21 protein-coding genes are annotated in these 24,634 nt (G+C 38.9%); 6 read left to right on the top strand and 15 right to left on the bottom strand.

Annotated elements, in window-relative coordinates:
• Window positions 1-66 precede the first annotated feature (66 nt).
• From PSE72_RS07640 to PSE72_RS07625, 4 genes are all read right to left on the bottom strand, one after another.
• Window positions 67-1,146, bottom strand: a complete 1,080-nt coding sequence (locus PSE72_RS07640) for a linear amide C-N hydrolase (RefSeq protein ID WP_198641424.1) — start codon at window positions 1,144-1,146, stop codon at window positions 67-69.
• A gap of 174 nt (window positions 1,147-1,320) precedes the next feature.
• Window positions 1,321-2,094 carry a hypothetical protein gene (locus PSE72_RS07635; protein ID WP_004913275.1) on the bottom strand — a complete coding sequence of 258 codons (774 nt, stop codon included), beginning with the start codon at window positions 2,092-2,094 and terminating at the stop codon, window positions 1,321-1,323.
• Between the two features lie 318 nt (window positions 2,095-2,412).
• A complete protein-coding gene (locus tag PSE72_RS07630) occupies window positions 2,413-2,991 on the bottom strand; it encodes a YceI family protein (RefSeq protein ID WP_042851639.1) in 579 nt (192 codons plus the stop codon).
• Window positions 2,992-3,004: 13 nt separating this feature from the next.
• Window positions 3,005-3,562, bottom strand: coding sequence for a cytochrome b (locus PSE72_RS07625; RefSeq protein ID WP_004913280.1), 558 nt, complete (start codon window positions 3,560-3,562; stop codon window positions 3,005-3,007).
• Between the two features lie 383 nt (window positions 3,563-3,945).
• On the opposite strand from PSE72_RS07625, the gene PSE72_RS07620 reads away from it, so the two are divergent.
• Window positions 3,946-4,575 carry a glutathione S-transferase family protein gene (locus PSE72_RS07620; RefSeq protein WP_109912706.1) on the top strand — a complete coding sequence of 210 codons (630 nt, stop codon included), beginning with the start codon at window positions 3,946-3,948 and terminating at the stop codon, window positions 4,573-4,575.
• Between the two features lie 141 nt (window positions 4,576-4,716).
• Here PSE72_RS07620 and PSE72_RS07615 read toward each other — a convergent pair whose 3' ends face one another.
• Window positions 4,717-5,337, bottom strand: a complete 621-nt coding sequence (locus PSE72_RS07615; protein WP_004913285.1) for a malonate decarboxylase holo-ACP synthase — start codon at window positions 5,335-5,337, stop codon at window positions 4,717-4,719.
• A 210-nt stretch (window positions 5,338-5,547) separates the two neighbouring features.
• Here PSE72_RS07615 and PSE72_RS07610 point away from each other — a divergent pair, with 210 nt between their 5' ends.
• Together PSE72_RS07610 and PSE72_RS07605 are read left to right on the top strand one after the other, a co-directional pair.
• The gene (locus tag PSE72_RS07610; protein WP_004913289.1) at window positions 5,548-6,516 is read left to right on the top strand and encodes an FUSC family protein; all 969 of its coding nucleotides are present in this window, start codon (window positions 5,548-5,550) and stop codon (window positions 6,514-6,516) included.
• 141 nt (window positions 6,517-6,657) lie between these two features.
• Window positions 6,658-7,299, top strand: coding sequence for an NAD(P)-dependent oxidoreductase (locus PSE72_RS07605; RefSeq protein WP_115166861.1), 642 nt, complete (start codon window positions 6,658-6,660; stop codon window positions 7,297-7,299).
• A gap of 84 nt (window positions 7,300-7,383) precedes the next feature.
• Here PSE72_RS07605 and iolB read toward each other — a convergent pair whose 3' ends face one another.
• The 9 genes from iolB to PSE72_RS07560 form a co-directional block, all read right to left on the bottom strand.
• Window positions 7,384-8,214, bottom strand: coding sequence for a 5-deoxy-glucuronate isomerase (iolB, locus tag PSE72_RS07600; RefSeq protein WP_004913292.1), 831 nt, complete (start codon window positions 8,212-8,214; stop codon window positions 7,384-7,386).
• Window positions 8,215-8,354: 140 nt separating this feature from the next.
• Window positions 8,355-9,248, bottom strand: a complete 894-nt coding sequence (iolE, locus tag PSE72_RS07595) for a myo-inosose-2 dehydratase (RefSeq protein WP_004913294.1) — start codon at window positions 9,246-9,248, stop codon at window positions 8,355-8,357.
• A 30-nt stretch (window positions 9,249-9,278) separates the two neighbouring features.
• The gene (locus PSE72_RS07590) at window positions 9,279-11,183 is read right to left on the bottom strand and encodes a bifunctional 5-dehydro-2-deoxygluconokinase/5-dehydro-2-deoxyphosphogluconate aldolase (RefSeq protein ID WP_115166860.1); all 1,905 of its coding nucleotides are present in this window, start codon (window positions 11,181-11,183) and stop codon (window positions 9,279-9,281) included.
• Window positions 11,184-11,208: 25 nt separating this feature from the next.
• Window positions 11,209-12,342: a Gfo/Idh/MocA family protein gene (locus tag PSE72_RS07585; RefSeq protein WP_115166859.1), complete on the bottom strand. Its 1,134-nt coding sequence runs from the start codon at window positions 12,340-12,342 to the stop codon at window positions 11,209-11,211.
• Window positions 12,343-12,658: 316 nt separating this feature from the next.
• The gene (locus PSE72_RS07580) at window positions 12,659-13,087 is read right to left on the bottom strand and encodes a PTS sugar transporter subunit IIA (RefSeq protein ID WP_115166858.1); all 429 of its coding nucleotides are present in this window, start codon (window positions 13,085-13,087) and stop codon (window positions 12,659-12,661) included.
• Window positions 13,088-13,141: 54 nt separating this feature from the next.
• On the bottom strand, window positions 13,142-14,548 hold the full coding sequence (locus PSE72_RS07575; RefSeq protein WP_004913304.1) for a sugar porter family MFS transporter: 1,407 nt from the start codon (window positions 14,546-14,548) through the stop codon (window positions 13,142-13,144).
• 392 nt (window positions 14,549-14,940) lie between these two features.
• Window positions 14,941-15,927, bottom strand: a complete 987-nt coding sequence (gene iolG / locus PSE72_RS07570; protein ID WP_004913306.1) for an inositol 2-dehydrogenase — start codon at window positions 15,925-15,927, stop codon at window positions 14,941-14,943.
• A gap of 581 nt (window positions 15,928-16,508) precedes the next feature.
• Window positions 16,509-18,446 carry a 3D-(3,5/4)-trihydroxycyclohexane-1,2-dione acylhydrolase (decyclizing) gene (gene iolD, locus PSE72_RS07565; protein ID WP_110732113.1) on the bottom strand — a complete coding sequence of 646 codons (1,938 nt, stop codon included), beginning with the start codon at window positions 18,444-18,446 and terminating at the stop codon, window positions 16,509-16,511.
• A 12-nt stretch (window positions 18,447-18,458) separates the two neighbouring features.
• Window positions 18,459-19,970 (bottom strand): CoA-acylating methylmalonate-semialdehyde dehydrogenase, encoded by a 1,512-nt coding sequence (locus PSE72_RS07560; RefSeq protein WP_004913311.1) that lies wholly within the window; start codon window positions 19,968-19,970, stop codon window positions 18,459-18,461.
• A gap of 393 nt (window positions 19,971-20,363) precedes the next feature.
• Between PSE72_RS07560 and PSE72_RS07555 the strand changes: the two genes are divergently transcribed.
• Window positions 20,364-21,200 (top strand): MurR/RpiR family transcriptional regulator, encoded by an 837-nt coding sequence (locus tag PSE72_RS07555; RefSeq protein WP_004913314.1) that lies wholly within the window; start codon window positions 20,364-20,366, stop codon window positions 21,198-21,200.
• A 232-nt stretch (window positions 21,201-21,432) separates the two neighbouring features.
• On the top strand, window positions 21,433-22,428 hold the full coding sequence (locus PSE72_RS07550) for a hypothetical protein (RefSeq protein WP_232800843.1): 996 nt from the start codon (window positions 21,433-21,435) through the stop codon (window positions 22,426-22,428).
• A gap of 110 nt (window positions 22,429-22,538) precedes the next feature.
• Here PSE72_RS07550 and PSE72_RS07545 read toward each other — a convergent pair whose 3' ends face one another.
• On the bottom strand, window positions 22,539-22,793 hold the full coding sequence (locus tag PSE72_RS07545; RefSeq protein WP_004913320.1) for a helix-turn-helix domain-containing protein: 255 nt from the start codon (window positions 22,791-22,793) through the stop codon (window positions 22,539-22,541).
• Between the two features lie 908 nt (window positions 22,794-23,701).
• Here PSE72_RS07545 and PSE72_RS07540 point away from each other — a divergent pair.
• A complete protein-coding gene (locus PSE72_RS07540) occupies window positions 23,702-24,586 on the top strand; it encodes a helix-turn-helix domain-containing protein (protein ID WP_004913323.1) in 885 nt (294 codons plus the stop codon).
• The last annotated feature ends 48 nt before the right edge of the window (window positions 24,587-24,634 follow it).

The following is a 24,634-nucleotide window of genomic DNA, read 5'->3' as shown; positions in this document are numbered from 1 at the left end:
TATCGAGGACTTGATTCATATCAACCCCCTATAGATAAAGAGGGCTGATACGCGCTATAGGATAAGTTAGTAACCTAACTGTTTCGCACTTAACCCTAAGAATTCAAAAGGTTTTGTAACCACATATTTATTGGTCGCATCCCCCGAATAAATATGGCTCTGCTCTTCACCCAGATCCAACTTTTTCACTTGTCCAGTTTCTGCTGAAAAGTCAATTTTTGCCAAATCAGTCCAAAAAATATTTGGCGTCAATGCAGATTCAAAAAAATAGAGCTGACGTTTATGGTCAACTAATGTCCGCCAACGCGTTGACGATATTTCAGGTGAATTTTCGGACGTCAATCCGTAAGGAACAGACACATTACGTACGACACTGAAAACACTGGCGACCGCTTTATTAGGCGTTGTTTTCTGAGGAATTGCATTAATATAAAATTGCGCACGAGCAAATCTATCAGCGGAACGGTTTGTCCCCGGTAGCATGACAGTACCACCAATTCCTTGCCAATATTCCTGCATTGCTAATTGCTTCTCATAAGTAGGCGAATTAGTCATAACTTGATACTTGCGACTATGATGAATGACCTGCTTACCATCAATATATTCAATAATTGCGCTATCGCCACTCGGATCTGATAATGACAAATGTAAAGTCGCTAACCTATCTTGCCCAGGAACATTATCCGTTGCCACGACCAGTGGATTTTTTTCTAACGCTGCAACAGCCTCTCCCACTGTCGCATAATTATCTAGCACATATTGTGCCCATAGCGATATCGACAACGCAGGTTGCTTATTATCTACTTGAGGGTATTTTGATTCAGCAAGCCATAATAAATTGGCAACTAGACCTTCTTCGTTCACTCCATCAGTCGTTGAAATATCATAACCTGAGGCGATCACACTACCGTATTTTGATTTCCATTTTAAAGAGTTAGGTCCTGCAATGCCATCACGCTCCATGCCTCGAGGAAAGATCCATAGATTAGTGCCTATATCGTATTTCCAATCCATTGTTCTACCGGTCATTATCTGTTCATTTTCACCTAAATAAACAACCCGAGTACAAGCTTGACTTACTGCAATTGGCATTGATATCGCAGTCGCAGCGGCAAGTGCGATGATACTTTTCTTAATAAATTGCATGCCATCTCCAAAATAGTTAAAAATAAATTTATATAATAAGCATACTACATAAATACGAACTATTTATGCTCAAATAATAATACATTAAAAAAAGTGCGATTAACGCTATGAAATGTAATACTTAATGACACAAAATGGTACCAATATTAATCAGTACCATTTTGCTAAAAAGAATTAATTATTTACTGATGAAAATAAAGAACGTAACAATGCCGCTTTTTTCGGATTATCTGGAATAGATAATATTTCATCATAAAAACTAATAGAAATACGGCACGCTAGTGCAGGTGATTTCTTCCCTGCTTCTAAATTCCCAAGAATTGCAGTATCTTCACCATACTTTGCAGAAAGCCCGCTAGCAAGTTGGGTTAATTCCTCAGAATATTCTGTCGGGGACATTAACGCCTGTTTTACACCCGCTTCACTTGAAATTAAAAGTTCATTGGTTGCCTGAATTTGTTTCAACAAAACAGCTTGGCTTTTTTGTGGTGGAATAATTTCTGCTGTTTCTCTCAAGTGTGGAAATAGTGAATAAAAACACGTTTTTCCCGTTGGGTCTTCTTCCAATAAGATTTTTAGGTAATCATTAACTCTGCTAGTAAAGTTAATCACGGAGTCATCAGAGGCATATTCCATACGCTCTAGTACTAACTTCATGACATTCCCGACCACTTGGTCAAACAGTTGACGGCGTAAATCTTCATTAGTTGGGTCGTATTGTGTAATTAGGTGTTCAAAACTTTGATAGGTTTCAGGGCTTATTTTCTTAACCGTCGCGATAATCGGTAATTCTTTTTCAACTTGAGCAAGTGCCTCTGAATGAATTGCACTATTATTTTCTGTAGATAACACATTGTTATCTTTACTTAACCAATAAAAACCGAATGCAAATGCAATAAAAATAATGCTAACAATTAATGCGGTTTTACGTGAGTTATTTGTATTCAAAGTTACCCTGCCTTTTCTTGTAAAACGGTTCCCCACAAACACTTTCAAGCTACTTATATACTGTAGAACCAATTGCATATAATGCCATGGCATCTAAAACCGATAATATTCACGTATCTAAAGTGTTAATGCCACGAATTGAACGATAAAAAGTAATAATGCTTATTTTAGCTTGTATTAAAGTCGTCTAGCTATAGGAATAAGGGAAATTGCGAGGTTCAGACGGGGGAATTTGCCACAAAGAAACAATTTATAATACGCTGGATATAAAAAAACCTCCAGCACTCGAAAGCCTGAAGGTTTTTTATGATAAAAATCTTATTTAACTTGAACACCTTCAACTGAAATCAACAGTTGTGCTTCTTGAGATTTAGGACCCAAATCAGATTTGATGTTAAATTCTTTTAACTTAATATTACCTTCTGCTTCAAAACCTGCACGGTATCCACCCCAAGGATCTTTACCTTCGCCCATTAATTTAGCGTCTAATGTAATTGGCTTAGTGACACCATTTAAAGTGAAATCACCAGTGATTTTGTAGGCTTCACCGTCTTTCTTCACTTCTGTTGAAACGAATTTCGCTTCAGGGAATTTGGCTGCATTTAAGAAATCACCACTGCGTAAATGTTTGTCACGCTCTGCATGGTTAGTATCAATGCTACCTGTCTTAATAGTAACTTCGACTTTATCTTTTGATGGATCTTTTGCATCATAAGTAAAAGACCCATCAAAGTCTTTAAAGCTACCATATACCCAGCTATAACCTAAATGCTGAATACGAAATTCAATAAACGCGTGTTGGCCTTGCTTATCAAATTGGTAAGTTTCTGCTAATGCTGAACCTGCCGTTAAAAAAAGTGCGCCAGTAGCCAGACCAAGAACCGTTTTCTTCAACATAATTATCTCCACGTTACTTATCGGGGTTAAAACCCAACATTCTTTTTAATGTAATATCACGATCAAAAAAGTGATGTTTAAAAGCTGCAAAAGCATGCAACACTGATAATAAAACCACTGCCCAAGCTAAATATAAATGAACTTCACCTGCGGTATCTGCTTGTGTCGCAGCACCGGTAAATAGTGCAGGAACATCAAACCAACCAAACACACTAATAGGTTGTCCATCAGCGGTTGAGATTAAATAACCACTGATCAAAATACTGAATAAAATAATATAAATCAGAATTTGAACAATAATAGAGCTAGCTTTCGTTAATTTACTGTAGCTTGCTAATGGCTTCGGCGGCGGTGAAATAAATCGCCAAATCACACGAAATGCCATAACAATAAATAATAATATTCCTATACTTTTATGTATCTCAGGAGCTTGATGATACCAACTATCATAATAGCCTAGTGTCACCATCCATAAACCTAAAGCGAACATTCCATATACGACAATTGCGACTAGCCAATGTACGAGCAAAGAGATATGCCCATAGCGGCTTGCATTATTTTTCCATTGCATGATAAAAACCATTTAGAGAAGAAGGTAATATTTTATTAACTAAGCCGTAATAATCATAAGGTGAAATTAATTTTATTCCTATCCCAAAGTTAAACAAATATTTTGTTGAAGACATTCAAATACGATCAACATAATGAAAAATAGATTACTATTTGATTTTGTCTAGTTTTAATTATAAAAGTTGAATAAAGATTCTTCCACTTTTGTAAATGGTCGTAACTAAATACTTAGTTCATTTATTTATTAATTTCAATTAAATCTAGCTTATTCCTAATAGATATAAGCTATTTTCGATAAAATAACATTTGTAGGTCTGCCTTTTTCCCCATACATTGGTATTCGTCCTTTTAACATTGCGCGAACTGACTGATAGGTTAAATACTATGTATAAACTTTGGATAGCAAATAAAAACTACTCTTCATGGTCATTGCGCCCATGGGTTTTACTAAAGGTATTACAGATCCCGTTTGAAGAAAATTTGTGTTTATTTGAAAACGGTAAAAGCAGTCATGAGAAATTCAGTCGTTTTTCCCCTACCGGTTTAGTCCCTTGTTTAATCGATGAAAACCAAACAATATGGGATTCATTAGCCATTTGTGAATATATTGCAGAAGACTTCCCGCAAGTCTGGCCAAAAGATCGCAAAGCCAGAGCATGGGCTCGAAGTGCCAGCGCAGAAATGCACTCAGGTTTTAGTGCGTTACGCCAGCAGTGTCCAATGGATGGAGCTCATAATGCACCACTTAATAATATTTCAATTGAATTACAAACTGACTTAAACCGCTTGCAGAAACTATGGCAGGATGGGTTGAACCAATTTGGCGGCCCTTGGCTTGCGGGCAATGAATTTACGGCTGTAGATGCCTTCTTTGCACCCGTTGCCTTCCGAATCCGCAGTTATCATTTACCTGTAAGCCCAGCGGCTAAACAATGGGTTGACCGAGTTTTAGTTTTGCCTGCAATGAAAGAATGGCATGACGCAGGTTTACAAGAACCGAATATTGAGCATTAATAATAGGCGAATAGGGAGGCATTATGTGCCTCCGATTTTATTTGATTAGTAAAAAATCACCTGCTCGAACATCAAAATTAATATTTAATCAATTTGTCGGCTATTCAAGCTACAGTCGGATATTTAACAGACAAACAGCAGCTATAATTTTTCATCCCATGGGTCTGCCGTCATAATATCGCCAAGTGGTGTGTGTAATGTAACCTGTTCATTTTTAAACCACTCTGCTAATGAAAACCCACCCTTCGGCGTTTCAACATGGATATCGATTGGGCAATAGGGTGTATTCGCCTTAATAGCAAACTCAGCAAAATCTTCTTTTTCTTGAGGGTTCGGACAGCGAATGACCACATCAAGGTCGCAGTCTGACAACATACTTTGGATATCTGTCGCTAAAGTGTAAGCACAGCTGCCTGTGACTCCCCATTGCCAAGGCCATTTAGTCTGCGAAATGATCCATAAAACCTGCACAGGTGGTAAAGCGATAAACATGGAACGTTGTAGTTCCACCGAATTTGCCACCAAGGATTCCACATTCATAATGTGCGTGATTGCCGATTTTTCAATTTGTGTCGTGATGCGTTGGTGTGGCTTAATTCCTCGAATTGCAACAGTCAGTTTATTCTCATCCGCTTTATTTCGATATACCGTCAACGGTAATTTACTGTTCCATTGTGAGCCAACCCATTCAGGAAGCGATTCTATCGCGACATCATTATTACTGCTGACCCAAACAAAATCATGAGGATTGATTATTTGCATTTTATTACCTTTATGATTGCTACGACTGCTCTTCCCTATTATGCCTTTTTTGTCACATAAAAACAGAATATCAATACTAACAACGCCACTGATACCATTTAATGGTAACTTGTCATAAATACTGAGTGATTGCCTTGAAATTTCACACCGTATAATATTTAATTACGTTATTAATTAATGAGTTAAGCTTCTATTTACGAGCATCGAATTATGAGAACGTTTCCTGCTATTCATGATGGGATTATTTTTACCAGCTGTATGTTTTTTAGTGCCGCAACTGCTTTTGTGATTTTAGATGCGCAAGCAGCGATGTGGGCGACATTCTCAACACTGTATTCATTTAATTTATTCAATGCAGCAAAAGAATATAAAAACTATGCTTACACCGCTTGTTGTTTATTGATGATTTTAGTGGCTATTTTTATCGGTGATACCCTGCGGCTTGGTACGGCGTATTATATTTATCTCGCCATTTTTTCGTTCATTTATTACCAATTGTATGGCACAGATCCCGCAATGGATTTAACGATGAAGTTTATGATTATCATGTCGACAATTGGCACCATTTTACCTGATATATCAAGAAGTTTGGCGTTAGGTTTTATTATTGGCAGTGGAGTAACGCTAATCACGTATTATCTCCTTAGTCATAAAATGACACGCCATAGCGTTATTACGAGTGCTTTAGTTGAACAAAATTTGTTTACGTTGAGAAAAAATATTATTCCCCGTTCGATGATTTATGCTTTAGGGCTATTACTCGCACTTGCCATTCCACGCAGTATAGATCTAGGGCACTTTTATTGGACATTATTGACCTTTGTTTTTGTATTGCATCCAAAATCACAAAGCATCGTTAAAATTACTTTGCAGAGAGTCTTAGGCAGCCTTATTTCTGTTTTATTGCTGTATTTTTTATTCAACCTACCACTTATGCCATACATCGGTTTAATTGCAGTTGTGGTATTCGCCTTTTTAATGCCAATGAGTTTTCATCATGGATATACGTTTATGACATTTGTCGTGACAAGCTTAATTTTATCTATTCTTGAGCTCGTTATATATTGGCGTCACCCAACCTATGAATTATTGTTTGACCGCGTTCTTGAAACCGCCTTAGGAGGAACCATCGCCATCATGACGAGTATTATTTTAAAGTTATTTAGAGAAACGAAATAAAATTAAGCATATTCCCCAATAAGAACGTCTGTTCTATACTCAAAAAAAGAACACATTGGGAAAAGAAGTCTTAGTCCTAAAGCCTAGCCCTATCAGTATCATTACTCTTGAGTGTGACATTCAAGCAAAGAGGAACTGAAGATGAAAATATCGATTATTGGCGCAACAGGTTTTGTTGGCAGAGTATTAGTCGCTGAAGCGCTACTTAGGCATCACCAAGTAACAGCGATTTCTCGTCATAGTAATCAACTATCTCAACACGCTCACTTAATCACCGCTGCAGGAGATATCACCGATATTCCATGGTTAACCTCACGCCTTAAGGGGCAGGATGTGGTTATCAGCGCGTTTAATGGCGGCTGGCAGAACCCTAATTTGTATCAAGATACTGTTGCGGGTAACCTCGCAATTTTACATGCTGTACAAAAATCCATGGTCAAACGGTTCATTGTGGTGGGTGGTGCAGGAAGTCTAAAAACCACTGCAGGTATTGATTTAATTGACTCCCCTGATTTTCCCGCTGAAATAAAGCCTGGCGCCCAAGCAATGAGAGAATTTAAAAACCAATTACAATCCATTGATTCATTAGATTGGACCTACGTTTCTCCTGCCGCCATGCTTGAAGAAGGAGAAAGAACAGAAACCTTCCGGCTTGGCGGGAATCAATTATTAATGAATGGTAATACTCCCGCTAAAATTTCTGTTGAAGACTTTGCAGTTGCTATTCTTGATGAAGTGAATAATTCACAATTTATTCGCCAACAATTTACCGCAGCCTATTAAGTTTAAGCATAAAAAAGCCGGTAAATAGTTACCGGCAAAGATAGATAACAGAACTTAATTCATTCACATATTGCTGTTTTTAACTTACTTTTCACGATGTTTCGCTGCATAGATTTCGCTGTTCACCCAGTTATGGTCTTTTTCCCATGTAAATAACCATTTACGTGTTGGTCCCGCCATCACATTAAGGTAATAGTTATCATAGCCAGCCACTGTCGCCATTGGGTGATACCCTTTTGGTACCATAACAACATCTTTGTTATATACCGCCATGCACTCATCTAACTCGCGGTCGTCAGTGTAAACACGCTGCATACAAAAACCTTGAGATGGATTTAAACGATGATAATAGGTTTCTTCTAGATAAGTTTCATTGGGTTCATTATCGGTGTCATGTTTATGGCTTGGATAAGAGCTGGTGCAGCCTTCATCTGTAAAGACCTCCACGACTAATAAGCTGTCAGCGGCTTTATCATCCGGTAAAATATTATGCACGTAGCGCTTGTTATAACCATGGCCACGTTGCTCTGCACCAATATCATCTGGACCAATTAAACGTGTTGGATAGGTGCCCTTTCCTTTAGCACTGCAAACGGCCAATTCAAGATCGGTATCTGCGATGACCTCAGCAAACTCTTGGGCTGTCACATACACAGCATAGGGTTTTTTACGTTCGAAAGGATCCATTCGGTCGCCAATGTTTTCAAACGTTTGATTAGTTGTTTTAATCGTCGCTTTACCTGCGACTAAGACTAAGCACATTTCATTTTCAGAAGCAGGTAAGGAAATAGACTCACCTTGTTTTAATTCGTAAACATCAAAGTGAACATAACCCCAGTTAGCGATTTGTGGAGTGATATGCTGAGTACGCTTATGTGCATCTGGAGCATGGTATTTCGACAATAATTTTGACATAACTTTCCTCTGACACTTTTTAGATTCTAGATAGGCAATTCTTTTTAGTCACTAACCATTTCATCTATCAAATAGTTCAGTTTGTGGCTAGAGTCGGCAAACGAAGCCAACAACGCCACAGACTGAAATATGACGACGATTTAGATTAAACCCGCATCCTTAGCAAACTTAGACAAATTGTTGTAACCCAATGTGGCATAAGTTAATGGATGCGCAATCGCAGGGTCTTGCTCTGCTTCAACTACCAGCCAGCCATTTTCATATTGGCTATTTTTCAATACCTTAAACACGTCAGGATAGTTAACGCAACCATCACCCGGTACCGTGAACACACCGGCTAATACGGCATCTAAGAAGCTGGTTTTACGGTTTTTAACATCTTTTAGGACATCTGCACGGACATCTTTGCAATGTACGTGATTGATCCGTTTTGCCCAACGTTTAGCCACTTCAACCGGATCTGCGCCAGCAAAGGTTAAGTGGCCAGTATCTAGCAATAAACCAACTTCATCGCCCGTGTGCTTCATTAGGTTATCAACATCTTCTGCTGACTCAATCACGGTTCCCATATGGTGGTGATAGGCGATTTTCACGCCTTGAGATAAGGTATATTTCGCGAATTCGGTCAGTTTCTTACCGTATTCTTCCCATTTATCGGCTGGGAACAATGGACGCATATGAACAGGTTTGTTTTGGTCGCCATGAATACAGTTGGTCACTTCTGCAAACACCATCACTTTAGCGCCTAAATCACGCAGTAACGCTAAGTGCCCTTGTACCGCTTCAATTTCTTCTTCCACGCTGCGAGATAATAGTTCTCCCGAATACCAGCCTGAAACCAGTTGTAAGTCATGCTGTTTTAAAATCGGCCCTAGAATCTCCGCTTTGCGTGGAAATTTATTACCTAATTCAAAACCAGCGAAACCTGCTTGACGGCCTTCAGTTAAACATGTTTCTAGAGATGTTTCTGCCCCTAAAGTGGGTAAATCATCATTCGTCCATGTCAACGGGTTAATACCAAGTTGGATTGCCATGATGAAGCTCCTGTGTAGGTAAAAGTAATATTATTTACGCTGACGCCATAGGGCTATCAGGTTTAAGTAATTAGTTTTGATTTTCTGAACCAGCTCATCGTCATTGATTTCACCTTTCATCCACTCCAACGAAGGCTTACCAAATAAGGTACGACCAACAGCAAATCCTTTGACGATGGATTTTCCAGCTGCGGCATTAAAACCCGCTTGTAACTCAGCTTGTGGCGCATCAAGCCCTAAGAGTACGACACCGCGGCAATATGGGTCGCGCTCTTGAATCAATCGGTCAACCGCATCCCAATTTTCTGCTTGTAGTGGTGGTAATTTCCACCAATCAGGCTTGATACCTAAGTTATAGAAGCGTTTGATTGCGCGTAAATACAGTTCATCATTGCGTTCCATATCTGCGGGTAATATCACTTCAAGCAATAATTCATGCCCTGATTGGCAGCAAGCGCTGTAAACTTCTTGAACTGTTTTTTCTTGCTCTAAACGCAGGGGATGGTTGTCTTCTGGATGGAAAAATACCAAACATTTCACAATATGCTCTTTTGGCCAACTGATCAGCTGAGAACCGATATTGCCATGTTCTAAGCACAATGGCCTTGATGCCGGTAGCTCAATTGGACGGCCTATCCACCAACCACGACCAGTCACGTCATTCAATACGTCTTGGCCAAAGGTACTGTCGCAAAGTAGCCCAGCTTTACCTTGTAAATTTGCTTCTTGCGCCACTTCACTGCTGGCACGGAAAATCAATTTCTTCAAATAAGGAATACAGGAAATATCAGCACCAGCATTACGAGCCATATCAACAAATTGGATGCGATGGTCGAATGCCATAACACAGAGCTCATTCCACTGTGTGCTACGTGAAGTCACTCGATGTAGATGGTTGAGTATAGGATCGAGATCTGGACGTGGTACTGCCGCAGCACGTTCAAGGTAATTATCTAACTCGATTTTTGTTGGCATTGCAGGTGCACAGCCATGGCGAGAAACCACTAAAGCCCCACAAGCGTTCGCATAAGCACAGGCTTTTTCCCAACCATCACCGTTTAAATAACCGCGTAGTAAACCAGACATAAATGCATCGCCAGCACCTAATACGTTAAGTACTTCAACTCTCACACCATGAACAGTGATCCCTTCATCCAATGTTTCTGGGATCGCACCGCTAAATACAGAGCATCCCAGAGAGCCACGTTTGCATACTAGTTCTGCATCCGTTAATTGACGGATATTTTTAAGGGCTTGAACGGTATCCGTTGTGCCACCAGCAATGTGGAACTCTTCTTCGGTACCAACAATCAGGTCAAACTGCGATAATACTTCTTGTAGCTGCGCAGTCACGCTATCAGAAGCAATAAAGCGCGTTTCTCCGTCCCCCAAAGAGGTCAGCCCCCATAAGACTGGGCGATAATCGATATCAATGGCTGTTTTGACGTTATTACGTTTAGCATATTCCAACGCTTTCAATACGGCCGCGCGGGTTTTCGGATTCGATAAATGCGTTCCTGTAATTGCCAAGCAACGTGCGGATGCAATATATTCTTCCGTAAAATCATTTGGCGTAATCGCCATATCTGCACAGTTATCACGATAGAAAATTAATGGGAAAGTATCCTGATCTTTGATCCCTAAGATAACTAATGCCGTTAATCTGTCTTTGTCTGTAATAAGATGGCTGGTATCACAGCCTACCCGCTGTAATTCCTCACGTAAAAAGCGTCCCATGTGCTCATCCCCCACACGGGCAAGCATTGACGATTTTAATCCTTGTATTGCAGTGCCGAATGCCACGTTTCCAGAAGAGCCGCCTAAATATTTGGCAAACGAACTCACATCTTCTAAACGAGAACCTATCTGTTGTCCGTACAGGTCAACGGCAATACGGCCCATACAGATAACATCTAACTTCTTCTGCTTATCCATTAATTACCCCTTAACTACAACAGAATTAATTGATTTCTTTAACGTTAACCCAACGTTGTTCATCATATGAACGTGCTATCGCGTCTAATATTCGTGATACTTTCCAGCCCTCTTCAAAATCAGGCCACATTGGCTGCCCTGTTGCAACGCCATCAATTAAATCACGCACTTCAACTGTTTTTTGGTCATTAAAGCCAATACCATGGCCTGCACCATTACAAAATGGCGCATAATCCGGGTGCTCTGGCCCCACAAAAATGGTTTTAAAACCTTGACGATTACTAGGTTCATCATGACGATAGAGCTTTAGCTCTGCCATTCTTTCTTGGGTGAAAGACAGTGTTCCTTTGGTGCCAGTCACCACATAGGTTAGCCCCATTTTACGGCCAGCTGCGATTCGTGAAGTTTCTATGACACCCATTGCGCCACCAGCAAAACGCACCATGGCATGCGCCTGATCTTCATTTTCAACCATAACCATAACGGCTGAACCCGATTTTTCTGGGCGCTGTTTAATGACGATTTCCATATCACCACAAACGGTTTCAATATCCCCTACGAGGAATTGCGCCATATTAATAATATGTGCAGATAAATCGCCCAGAGCACCTAGGCCAGCTTTTTCTTTAAAACAATGCCAGTGAATCGGCGCGCTAGGGTCAGCCATATAATCTTCATTATGGGTGCCATAAAAATGGATAACTTCTCCAATTTCGCCATTTGCAATGATCTCTTTGGCTAGTTGAGAGGTAGGGTTTTTCATATAGTTAAAACCCACTAACGTTAAGACACCCGCCTTTTTAGCCGCTTCGACCATTTCTTTGGCATCTTCAGAATTGAGCGCTAATGGTTTTTCGCAATAAACGTGTTTACCGTGCTTAATTGCCTCCATTGCCATTTCTTTGTGCAGGAAATTAGGCGAACAAATATCCACCACGTCAATATTTGGATCTGCAACTAATTTTCGCCAGTCATCGGTTGCACGATTAAATCCCATTTCCTGAGCTCGGGTCTGTGCTAACTCAGGGGTAATTTCTGCTATCATTTCACGAACCAATTTCCCCTGTAATGGAAAAACGGTTGCTGCTTGTGCATAAGCAATGGCATGAGCTCGTCCTATATAGCCAGTACCTATCATCCCGATACGGATCTCTTTCATCTGTTCTACCTCTCGCTCATTTTCTGTAACACAATGGCTGGCCTAATACTTGTTCCAGATTTTTATTTCAATAATCATGTTATACGGAACATTCGTTTCATTTTCAATATTGTTGGGAATATTAATTTCATTATGTGATCTAACGTGAATTTTTAATGTAATTAATTAATATATAAGAAAATAAATATTAAATTTACAGAAGGGAAAAACAATAGAAGCGTCATGACGTGGAATGAAATGAAATAGAATAACTAAAGATGAAATTTATTGAGTATGGGATCAGGTAAAGATCCCATACTATCTTCAACCCCCAAAACTAGCGATGAAGAATGCTTAAAAATTCTTCTTTACTTGACGTCAAAGACAATGCATTGGCAATAAACTCATCACTGAAAATCAATGCAATTTCCCTAAGTACATCAATATGTTCTCTTGACTTTGCGATCACGCCTATTGCGATAAACATCACATTGGTCCGGTCCCATATCACCCCGTCAGGGAATTGAAAAATTTCAACACCAGTATGCAAGATAATATCATTGGCGGACTTAGGTAGATGTGGCAACGTAATACCATTCCCCAAGAATGTTGATATTTGTTGTTCCCTTTCCGTTAAGAAATGTACACAATCCCTATCAACATAACCTTTATTTTTAAATTCCGTACCCACCATGTTGAGTACTTCAGCTTTATTTCTTGCCTGACAACCTAAATGCAAATTACTTGTGGTTAGTTGTTCTATCATATCCAACCCTCGATTAAGTTAATTAGGTATATTCACACCACCAATAAGTAATAATTACATTGATGAGAGCTCTTCTTCTAATTGCTCTAATGATTTGTTTGATGTTTCTGGTAATAACTTCACCACAAAAACGATAGCTAAGTAGTTTATTACCGCAAAAATTAAGAATACTGGACCTAAACCAAGTTCTGCTTGTAATACAGGGAATAAATAACTCACAATCGCATTCATAATCCACATAAAGAAGACTGAGATCCCCATAGATAACCCGCGGATTTTAAGTGGAAATAGCTCTGCAAGTACTACCCAAGTTAAAAAGCCCATTGTTCCTTGCATAACCCCAACAAACACCGCGCCAAGTAACCAAATTAATGTTGCTTTAACATCCCCGGTTAAGAAGTAGTCTGTTGCTGCAATTAATAAGTGTAATGATGCCATTAGAGCAAAACCACCAACAATCAGTGTCTTACGTTTAAATCGGTCAACAAGGAATAGTACCCCTATCACCATACCACCAACAGAAAAAACACCATTTAATACGTTGAAAACTAAAGAAGTTTGTTCAGAAAAACCCGCTGTTTTGAGAATTTCTGTACCATAATACATAATAACGTTAACCCCAGTCGTTTGCTGTAATGCCGCCCACACCATCCCAATTAATACCAATTTAAAAATCCAAGGCGTATTAAAAATTAACGCTAAATTTTGTTTATTGGCATTCGGATGACGTTTAGCTTCCGCAGCTTCAACATCTAATAAGGTCACGATATCTTCATATTCTTGAATAGCACGTTTTTCAGGGCGAATTTGCTTTAAAATTTTCAGCGCTTCTTCACGACGGTTTTTACTCATTAGCCAGCGTGGGCTTTCAGGTGCTTTCCACATACCAAATAATAGGCACAATGCAGGTACCGCCTGCACTAACAACATATAACGCCAGACATCCGGTAGATGACCCCAAATAGAACCGATAATCGCATTGATAGCAAATGCCGCTAGCTGCCCGATAACAATAGCAACTTCATTGAGTCCGGTAAGTTTTCCCCGCATTTCAGTCGGGGCCACTTCCGAAATAAATGTCGGTGCTGTCACTGAAGCCCCGCCCACCGCAAACCCCAATATAAACCGAGCAATAAGAAGAACTTCAATGTTTGGAGCCGCCGCAGATAAAAATGCCCCAAATAAAAACAGAAATGAGAGGTAAAGCAAATAAGTACGGCGCCCGACAAAGTCTGCTACACGTCCACCACAAACACTGCCTAATGCCGCGCCCACTAATAGGACGCTCATTACCAACCCTTCCGTGGTTGGTGTTAAGCCCATATTTTCTTTCAGTGATGAAAATGCACCGTTAATGACGCCAGTATCATAACCAAATAGTAATCCACCAAAGGTTGCAACCAAGGTTATTTGGTGCAACCTTTTTCTCTGTTGTTGATTGAGATTCATGATTAATGACATATTATTACCTTATTATTTGAATCATTATGTCTTACCAAAAAAACAATTTTTCAATATTTAAATAAATGTTTAATGTTAAATGTTAAATAATGAAATAAGTTTCTGGCACTCTGGTTTGAATCGCTACTTTGCTAGCTTTAGGCCTGATCGATAAACTCTTTGAAAATAGTTTTCACGAATTTAAAACGATAAATACATCAGTTAAATTAAAGAAAGTAAGATTATAAAAAGCCTCAATTAATCTCAGAATATTGAAAGCCTAAAGAGTATTAAATAAAAGTAAGGTCAGTATTTTATATACTCATTGATAAATGAATATATTTACTATTGCGGCCAAAAATAGATTTTTAACCGCAAGTCTATAATTAAGTTAAATAGTATTACCGTATTAATTACAATTTAACTTCTTTACCTGTTTTTAATGATTCCAGCGCTTTGTCTGCAAGATATAAAGCCAATTCACCATCGGTACCTGTCGTTTCAGATTCCGCACGGCCTGCTAAGATATCAACAAAATGCTGCCACTCTGCTTGGTATGCTTCATGGTAACGTTGTAAAAAGAAATACTCTGGCTTGGCGGATAAGCATCCAACTTCACTTAACAGCGCAACACTATTCTCTTTAATGTTACCTGCCGTTAATAAGCCTTTTTCACCATGTAATTCAATGCGTTGGTCATAACCGTAACCTGAACGACGGCTGTTAGAAATGGTCGCCATTGCGCCAGATGGGAATTTTAAGATAATAAACGCGGTATCAATATCACCTGCTTGACCGATAGCAGGGTCAACAACATTGCTGCCTTGTGCGTAGACAGAGCAAGGCTCTTCGCCAATCATAAAGCGCGCCATATCAAAATCATGAATCGTCATATCTCTGAACATACCACCGGAGACTTTGACGTATTCCGCAGGTGGTGGTGACGGATCACGAGACGTGATAATCAAAGATTCTGCTTTACCAATAGCGCCTTGTTGGAATAAATTTTTCAAATGGCGAAATTGAGGGTCATAGCGACGATTAAAACCAATAAACAGTGGAACATCATGTTCTTTCACGCTTTTTAAACACTGTTTCACACGCTCAAGGTCGAGATGAACAGGCTTTTCACAGAAGATCACTTTTTTATGTTTGGCTGCGAGTTCGATTAAATCAGCGTGAGTATCTGTGGCTGAAGCGATTAAAACCCCTTGTATATTAGGGTCTTGCATTGCTTCTTCTGTCGTCTGTACTTTTGCTTGGTATTTTTCAGCCAAGGCAACCGCATTCGGTTGATAAGGGTCGATGACAGAATAAAGTTTGGTTTCTTTATGGCCGGCAATATTAACAGCATGAACCTGTCCGATACGTCCTGCGCCGAATAGTGCTATATTGAACATTCAAATGCTCCTTGATACCTTAAATCCACTATTTGGATATTACGGAATATACCAAATAAAACGTTCATTTCAATTTATAATTTTTTGAAAATTATATTTTTGGGCTCTAGATAACAAATGTTATATTAAAGTGTATTTTTAGTGTTATTCAGATCACAAATTGACAATGCAAGCGAATAGCATTTAACAATAAAGTCTGTGTTTGTTGGCATATTAAATTTCCATAACTTCTTTTTTGTTCTTTCCCTACCTCGCAATAAAACATATATTTCAATAAATAAATTTTCAAACTATAAAAACCATAAAAAAACCCAGCCAAAGCTGGGTATATAATCCAAAATGATTCGAGTTGTGTTGGCGATGAGCGTAACGCTATCCCCATTTAACTTGAAGTATGACGAATATAGAACGGCAAGTGATAACCACTATGCAAATAAAAACCAAAGCAATCCCTGCTAAGTTTCCAGTAACTACCCTACTTAGTTACACATCTGACTCATTAAGAAAACGAAAAACATTCCTCGACGGTAAAACACCGTCGAGTTATTTTGACACTATAAGGCACTAGCGCAATATGTTGATTAATAAAGACGAACTTTATGTTCAACCATCTCTTTAATTTTTTCAGCGGAAGCAACTATTTGAGGCTTTTTAGAAACTTGAGCCGTTCCTGTGCGCCACCAAGCTTCATAACCATCGGTCATTGTTTTCGGAAGTACTTTAATATCAATCAATACACAGCCCGAATGGGACTTCGCGTCTTTCAGTGCAGCAATCAATTGTTCCTCATCATGTACCCGATAACTTTTACAGCCATAGCTTTCTGCGTTTTTAGCAAAATCGACCTTCACTAACGGCCCATCCATCAACCCCGTCTGTGGGTTTCGATGCCGGTTCTCTGTACCAAAACTTCCCATGCCTTGGCTCATCTGCAGATTATTAATACAGCCGAATCCCGCGTTATCAAACAATAAGATGGTGATCTTAATATTCTCCTGAATCGCAGTTTGCAGCTCACTGTGTAGCATTAAATAAGAGCCATCTCCGACCATCGCATAAACAGGTTGTTTTGGCGCAGCAATTTTAGCTCCGACAGCAGCGGCAATTTCGTACCCCATGCATGAATAGCCATATTCAAGGTGGTATGTATCCCGTTGTTTTGGTAGCCAAATACGTTGTAAATCACCCGGTAATGAACCTGCAGCCCCGACAATAATGGCATCGTCTTCCATGTATTGCTGCATCAAGCCTAGCACCCGTGTTTGCGCCAATTCTGTACCAAGCGTTTTACGGTACTCTTCAAGCTTGTCATCAAGATGGCCTGCAATTTCAGGGACAAAATCTAATGGCCGATACTGTATACTAAACAAGCGCTCCAGCTCATTTTTCCACTGTTGTTTAGCCTGCTGAATTTCATCCCCCCACTGAGCTTCATAGTGAGAATCTTTCAATTTTACACTCAGTGCTTGTAACGCTTCTTTGGCATCTGCGACCACTTTCAATGCATCTAACTTACTTGCATCAAACTCCGCAACATTGATATTTAAGAACATCACATTCGGATGACTAAATAACGACTTAGAGGCGGTGGTAAAATCCGTAAAACGTGTTCCCACACCAATCACTAAGTCGGTTTCTTTAGCCAACAAATTTGCCGCTAACCCACCTGTTGTACCAATTCCGCCCATATTCAAGGGATGACTAGCAACGATGGCACTTTTACCTGCTTGAGTTTCGCCAAATGGAATACGGTAATCTTCCGCAAATTGCAAAAATGCGTCGTGAGCTTCGGAATAACGTACCCCACCACCACAGATGAGCAATGGTTTTTTCTTGCCACGAATTAAATTTACGGCTTCTTCGATACTCACCGTTGTCGGTGGTCTACGTTCAATACGATGGATGCGTTTTTGGAAAAAATAATCGGGGTAATCCCACGCCTCGCCTTGAACATCTTGAGGTAGGCAAATGGTTACCGCGCCAGTATCCGCAGGGTCAGTTAACACTCGCATGGCATTAACCATCGCCGCCATCAGTTGTTCAGGCCGTGAAACCCTATCCCAATAACGTGAAACCGGGCGAAAACAATCATTAGTACTGATAGTCCCATCACCGTATTGTTCGACTTGCTGCAGTACTGGGTCGGGCTGACGAGTCGCAAAGGTATCCCCTGGCAACAATAATAATGGAATACGATTGGCAGTTGCCGTTGCTGCTGCGGTAATCATATTTGCGGCACCGGGGCCGACTGAAGATGTCACAGCAAAAATTTGTTTACGTTTTTTTTGTTTAGCAAAACCCGTCGCAATGTGCGCCATACCTTGCTCATTACATCCTTGATAAACGCGTAGATGACCAGGCGCTTCTTCAAGCGCCTGACCTAAACCCACAACATTACCATGGCCAAAAATCGTAAATACTCCCTGAATAAACGGATATTGCTCACCATCAACATCAACGTATTGTTGGTTTAAAAATTTAACCAACGCCTGAGCGGTCGTCATTTTCTGCTTATTCATACGGGTCTCCGTTTATTCCATGGTTGGCATTGTGAAACTACTTTCATGGTGCTCTAAGCGAACACTGGCAGGCCAACGGCTAGTGACTGTTTTCATGCGAGTATAGAAACGAACACCGTCATTTCCATGTACATTTAATGGACCAAAAATAGACCGTTTCCAACCACCAAAACTGTGGAATGCCATCGGTACTGGAATAGGTATGTTAATTCCGACCATTCCCGCTTGAACATTTTCTTGGAATTCGCGCGCTGTTTCACCATCACGGGTGAAAATAGCCGTTCCATTACCATATTCATGTTGGTTAATCAGTTTCAAACCCGTTTCAAAGTCTGGAACTCGCACTACGGCTAATACAGGCCCAAAAATTTCTTCTTGATAAATGTCCATTTCAGGCGTGACATTATCAAATAATGTTGGCCCTACAAAATAACCATTTTCGAAGCCTTTCACTTTAAAATCACGGCCATCGACCAATAACGTCGCACCTTGTTTTTCGCCACTGGTAATATAGTCACAGATTTTGGCTTTATGTTGCGTGGAAATCACAGGTCCCATGTCATTTTCTTTACCGTCAGTAATACCAGGACCCACGGACATTTTGGCAATTTGGCCTTTCAGGTTAGCAATGAGCGCATCTGCCGTTTCATCACCGACAGCTAAGACGACGGATAATGCCATGCAACGTTCACCTGCAGCACCAAACGCAGCGCCCATAATAGCATTAGCTGCCTGCCCCATGTCTGCATCAGGCATTAAGATACAATGGTTTTTCGCTCCACCGAGTGCTTGGCAACGCTTACCATGAGCGGATGCCGTCGTGTAAATATATTCAGCAATAGGCGTTGAGCCAACAAAACTAACGGCTTGAACTTCTGGTGCAGTTAAAAGCACATCAACGGATTCTTTGTCCCCTTGAACAACATTAAATACGCCATCAGGTAAGCCAGCTTCTTTTAATAATCTAGCTAATGCTAATGCTAATGAAGGATCTTTTTCTGATGGTTTTAAAACAAAGGTATTACCTGTTGCAATAGCTACTGGGAACATCCACATCGGTACCATTGCTGGAAAATTAAATGGCGTGATCCCCGCACAAACACCCAAAGGCTGCATTAATGAGTGGCTATCAACACCTGTAGCAACATTGGCTGAGTGCTCACCTTTTTGTAAGTGAGGAATACCGCATGCAAATTCAACGACTTCCAAACCTCTGGTTAATTCACCTACCGCATCAGAAAAAACTTTACCGTGTTCTCTTGAAATTAAACGCGCCAGCTCATCCATATTCTCTTCAAGTAAAGCTTTAAATTTGAATAAAACCCGAGAACGTTTTAGGGGAGATAGTTTTGACCATTTAGGGAATGCTTTATTCGCAATCTCAATGGCTTTTTTTGTTTCATCGGCACTGCTGAGTACAACTTGAGCAATTTGCTCCCCCGTTGCCGGGTTGAATACAGGCGCAAAACGCCCACTTTTGCTGGATACTATTTCACCACCAATGAAATTATGAATCTGTTCCATGTTGCCTCTCTTTAGCTGACAGAGTTACCTTGTTACTCAATGTATATGAAATATTTATTTCATTTACAACTAAATTTGAAATAACATTCAATTTATGTGATCTAGACAAAGTTTTTGTGAAATTTTAATCGCGACTAAAAAAATACCAATCCTAAACTTATGTCCATCACCTATTTATTGGCTATTTTGCCGTTGTATTGAGCTAAACATGGCCTTGTTTCAATCAAGAAAATAAGAGAGCAAATTGATGTAAGCTGTTCAATTTATTATCCCAAATTCAAATTATTTCACGATCCTAAAAAAAGAAAATTTTTAAATATGAACTAAGTGTTTCAAAAAGATTCGACTAACGCTGTAAAACAACTACAATTAGAGCCAAATTCTGGAGGTTATATGTCAAGTGCATCAAATTTAAATGAGTTTCAAGAGCAAGTTCGCTCGCGATATGACGAACTAAGTAAACGGTTACAGCAAGTGGCACGCTATGTATTAGATAATACGAATAGTGTCGCATTTGATACCGTTGCCGTCATTGCAAAGGAAGCTAAGGTTCCGCCTTCGACGCTGATCCGCTTTGCAAATGCTTTTAATTTCAGTGGGTTTAATGAAATGAAACAATTGTTTCGTATGAACCTTGTGGAAGAAACGGCCAGCTACACAGATAGAGCCCGTATGTTTCGTGAAATGGATGGTTCCCAAGAACTGAGTGATGACCCCTCACAAATTTTGAAGGAGTTCGCTCATTCTAACGCCCAAGCGTTACAACAAATGGCAGCCAGAACCCCTGCTGAAGATATTGAAAAAGCCGTATCACTTTTAGCGAATGCACAGAATATCTACATTATCGGTTTGCGTCGTTCATTCAGCGTTGCAACATATTTAAGTTACGCACTTAGCCATTTGGAATGCCGTCCAGTCCTTATTGATGGGCTTGGCGGAATGTTCAAAGAGCAGATCAGTCGGATCAGTGAAAACGACGTTGTAATTTCAATCAGTTTCACACCTTACGCCTCAGAAACTGTCATGGTAAGTGAGAAAGCGGCTCAAGCGGGTGCACAGCAAATCGTGATTACTGATAGTCAAATCAGCCCATTGGCAAGTTTCAGTGATGTTTGTTTTGTTATCAAAGAAGCCCAAGTAGATGCATTTCGTTCGCAGTCAGCCACCTTATGTTTAGCACAATCACTAACCGTTGCATTAGCCTATCGTCAAGGCAGCAGCTTAGTCTAGTTATACGGCTCTGTAATTAAACACCTCCATTAATTCAGAGCCCCTTCCTACCTTTTCCCTGATTAACATAAACGTCATTATTGAATACTAATTAAGTTTCATCTTTTTCTTTAATTTGTGAATCCCATCAGAAAATACAAGTTCTAAAATAACAATAAAATGAAATTATTATTTCACCCTGTTATGTTGGAATTATATCGCGTGTTAGATAAACCAAGAATAAGGGCTAAGCATGTTAAATACACACTTTCTTTATTTACTCGGCCACCTGCGTTTACTTGAAGAACAGCATTCTGTCACGTCAATTAATCGTTCTGGTATTGGTTTAATCGGCACTGCACCTTATAACCAACTTTATATAAATGCGATAAAATGCTGCACCCATCATAGTGAGCTAAAGTCAATTTGCCATTTGTCCCCATCTCTTCCTTCTATGACTGACTTCATGTGCCAAAAGAAAAAAATAGAAGCGCTAATCAACAATGATGACGTTGATTGCATCATAGTGACATCCACTTGTAGTGATGAATTACTAAAGTTTGCTATTCAGACAGCGGTAACTGCTGGAAAAGATGTTCTATTGAATGATATCCCTAACTTTAGTGAAAGCGAACTGAATGAAGTATTAAAGCAAGCCATGCGCCATGACGTATTTATTGACTACAACCAACCTTTGAGCTCTGATAACCAGTTCAATCAAATAAAAGCATCTTTAATGCCTAAACATGGTAGCGAAACAGGGTTATTACGTATCACAACACACCGAATAGTAGAGCCAGAAAACCAACTACCATTCAATATATTACGAAACACCATCACAAAGAGCATAGAATTATTGTTATCACTAATGCCTGATTTTGTCCTTTCACTTCCTTCTATTCAGTTCTCGCATCCCTTCAATCAAAGAGCCGATGGCGACGTCTTAATAATTAATTTACGCCAAGAAAACGGTTTATTGGTTTCATTTGAAATCTTTTTTAATACAGGAAAGATCTCAGACAAACTATCATTGAAGCAGTGCAATAACCGCTATGAGGTAGAGAAAAAATTTTCTTTTAATGAAAAATATCAAGAGGTTAATCAAGATAATTTCATTGTAAAGCAACTTGACCAATTTGTTTTAAGGCTCAGTAGTAATACAAAATTAGCTAAGATTAATCAATGGAGCCGCGCTAATGAGCTAACAGATAAAGTAATAAAACAGTTAAATATCTATGGATATATTTGATTACCATAAAATATAAAGATTATTCTGATAGAAACAGAACACATTATTATATTAGTAGGTTATATAATAATACTCTAAAATTTAATGTAACATAATCAAATTACTTATAATCAGTGTATTAACCTACACGTTCCACTATTTACATTGACAATCCCATATAAAAAAGAAGCCGGGTCAACATTGAAGAGGTATGCAAATTGGAATAATGAATCAACATCAATACAACTCTCTCCTGTCTCAAATCGATTCATTTCTTCTTCTGTTACACCGATTAAACTCGCCATTCTTTCTATCGATATTTTATGGTTTTCTCGTTGTTTTCGGATTTTTATCCCTAGCATTTTAGCAATACTTTCTTTCCCCATAATAACCTCTACTAAATATTAAAATTAATATAATTAACCGGCGCGTAAATTATCACCAACCATAAATTTATAAATTGACTTAAAATAATAAAACCCTAATTAAATAAGTCATTTAAAGACCATTCATTTATGATTTAAAAAACCAAAACATTAGCTAACTTACTGATATAAAAAGGCTAGATGATTTTCATCATTACATTTAACTCGTGAAGCTGGTCACATTATTTAATCTCACCATCAATAGTTAAATTTACATTATTATCAGTCGACGACTAAAAGTTGTATTTTCAAGTTAACTAAAATTCTAGCTTAGCTCTTCAGTTAGATAAAACTATCTTGCTTGATTTAATGTTATAACCTTAAGAAATTAGTGACAATTTGTATTCATGCGTATCAATAAGTTTCCAGAAGATAATTATAATAAATTGAATTTTTTCACATCATAAAAAAAGACGTTTTTTTTTATTTATTAGTCGGAATTACAACATTAAATTTAGACGATAAAGCAAAATATTTCATATTATGCTTATAATACTAAATGACCTTTTCAGATTAATAGCTTACATTACACACCTCTTATATTGAGCCTCCAAAATAGATTACTTCAACAGGCTGTTTTCGATAAAAATAAAATTACTTCACCCTATTTATGCCATGTTCATTACTTTCAGTCCATACTGCAATATGTAAAAATTAGATAAATTACACAAACTCTAAATAGGTGTATTTAGGTAATATTCCTACTTTTTTACTCCCCAAAACTTACTTAACTTCACATCTTTTTAATAAAATTGTCAGTTGGCGTGGTATCATATTACGAGCACCTATGAATACTTACCTGTCATAACCTTGATGTATTTTATGGCTTATTTTTTTTTGGTAAGTAAAAGAGACCTGAAAGGAAAATCATGCTACAAGAAAGTGTTATCAGGGAAATCATTCTCTGGATAGAACAAAATTTAGAATCTCGCCTATCCCTAGATACTGTTGCCGATAAATCAGGATACACCAAATGGCACTTTCAGCGCCTGTTTAAGAACCAAACAGGGCTCGCGCTTGGTTCCTATATCCGAGCAAGACGCCTTTCTTGTTCTGCTGTCGCATTACGACTAACAAATGACAGCATAATGGATATTTCTCTGAGGTACCGTTTTGACTCACAACAAACTTTTTGCCGCGCGTTTAAAAAGCAATTTAATCTCACGCCTTCTGAATATCGAAAACGCGAAGGTTGGAAGATTGAAGGGTTCTGTTTACCTCTACGAGAAAGTAAAGAGTTAAATGTTCGAGTTAAATTGACTCAATTACCAGCCATTAATTTACTCGGCACTAAACATCGTTACACTAAAGATATTAATGAGTGGAACCTAAAAACGGATGAGCTACGCCGATACTATTGGAAAGCTTTTTTCGATAAAAACCCTTATGTCACTCAGCATTTATATGCAATTCATGGTGTAGACCAAAGTGCGAATGCAGAAGGCCATTTCCTATATACCACGGCTCTAGATGAACAAGATGTAGAGATTGCACTTCCCCAGACAACCCATTTACAATTACCTGCAGGTAATTATTTAGAAATCAAGATAACCAGTAGCCTTCATGGTATAGATTACAATGATATTATTTATACTGCTTATGGGAAGGTACTTGCTGAAATGGACATCGTCCGTGGCGAAGGACCAGATGTAGAACAATATGTCCTGAAATCGAAGCCCTCTTATGAAGCGTTCGTGAATGACTCACGAAATTTTATTCAAGAGCTAAATTACTATATTCCTGTTATTATTTAATAAATAGCAAACAACCCATACGGAAACTGTACGGGTTGTTTATCTAAT

This window comes from Providencia sp. PROV116 (assembly GCF_028482485.1).
In the GTDB taxonomy this organism is placed as follows: Bacteria; Pseudomonadota; Gammaproteobacteria; order Enterobacterales; family Enterobacteriaceae; genus Providencia; species Providencia rettgeri.
Note: the sequence above shows the minus strand (reverse complement) of the source record. Positions and strands in the feature narration are given on the sequence as shown.

Coding starts and splice junctions, on each gene's coding strand:
- PSE72_RS07625 (WP_004913280.1), bottom strand. CDS start 3,562: ATGCAATGGAAAAATAATGCAAGCCGCTATGGGCATATCTCTTTGCTC.
- iolE (WP_004913294.1), bottom strand. CDS start 9,248: ATGGCAATCCAACTTGGTATTAACCCGTTGACATGGACGAATGATGAT.
- PSE72_RS07640 (WP_198641424.1), bottom strand. CDS start 1,146: ATGCAATTTATTAAGAAAAGTATCATCGCACTTGCCGCTGCGACTGCG.
- PSE72_RS07590 (WP_115166860.1), bottom strand. CDS start 11,183: ATGGATAAGCAGAAGAAGTTAGATGTTATCTGTATGGGCCGTATTGCC.
- iolD (WP_110732113.1), bottom strand. CDS start 18,446: ATGAATAAGCAGAAAATGACGACCGCTCAGGCGTTGGTTAAATTTTTA.
- iolB (WP_004913292.1), bottom strand. CDS start 8,214: ATGTCAAAATTATTGTCGAAATACCATGCTCCAGATGCACATAAGCGT.
- PSE72_RS07545 (WP_004913320.1), bottom strand. CDS start 22,793: ATGGGGAAAGAAAGTATTGCTAAAATGCTAGGGATAAAAATCCGAAAA.
- PSE72_RS07630 (WP_042851639.1), bottom strand. CDS start 2,991: ATGTTGAAGAAAACGGTTCTTGGTCTGGCTACTGGCGCACTTTTTTTA.
- PSE72_RS07615 (WP_004913285.1), bottom strand. CDS start 5,337: ATGCAAATAATCAATCCTCATGATTTTGTTTGGGTCAGCAGTAATAAT.
- PSE72_RS07540 (WP_004913323.1), top strand. CDS start 23,702: ATGCTACAAGAAAGTGTTATCAGGGAAATCATTCTCTGGATAGAACAA.
- PSE72_RS07620 (WP_109912706.1), top strand. CDS start 3,946: ATGTATAAACTTTGGATAGCAAATAAAAACTACTCTTCATGGTCATTG.
- PSE72_RS07550 (WP_232800843.1), top strand. CDS start 21,433: ATGTTAAATACACACTTTCTTTATTTACTCGGCCACCTGCGTTTACTT.
- PSE72_RS07605 (WP_115166861.1), top strand. CDS start 6,658: ATGAAAATATCGATTATTGGCGCAACAGGTTTTGTTGGCAGAGTATTA.
- iolG (WP_004913306.1), bottom strand. CDS start 15,927: ATGTTCAATATAGCACTATTCGGCGCAGGACGTATCGGACAGGTTCAT.
- PSE72_RS07580 (WP_115166858.1), bottom strand. CDS start 13,087: ATGATAGAACAACTAACCACAAGTAATTTGCATTTAGGTTGTCAGGCA.
- PSE72_RS07575 (WP_004913304.1), bottom strand. CDS start 14,548: ATGTCATTAATCATGAATCTCAATCAACAACAGAGAAAAAGGTTGCAC.
- PSE72_RS07555 (WP_004913314.1), top strand. CDS start 20,364: ATGTCAAGTGCATCAAATTTAAATGAGTTTCAAGAGCAAGTTCGCTCG.
- PSE72_RS07585 (WP_115166859.1), bottom strand. CDS start 12,342: ATGAAAGAGATCCGTATCGGGATGATAGGTACTGGCTATATAGGACGA.
- PSE72_RS07610 (WP_004913289.1), top strand. CDS start 5,548: ATGAGAACGTTTCCTGCTATTCATGATGGGATTATTTTTACCAGCTGT.
- PSE72_RS07560 (WP_004913311.1), bottom strand. CDS start 19,970: ATGGAACAGATTCATAATTTCATTGGTGGTGAAATAGTATCCAGCAAA.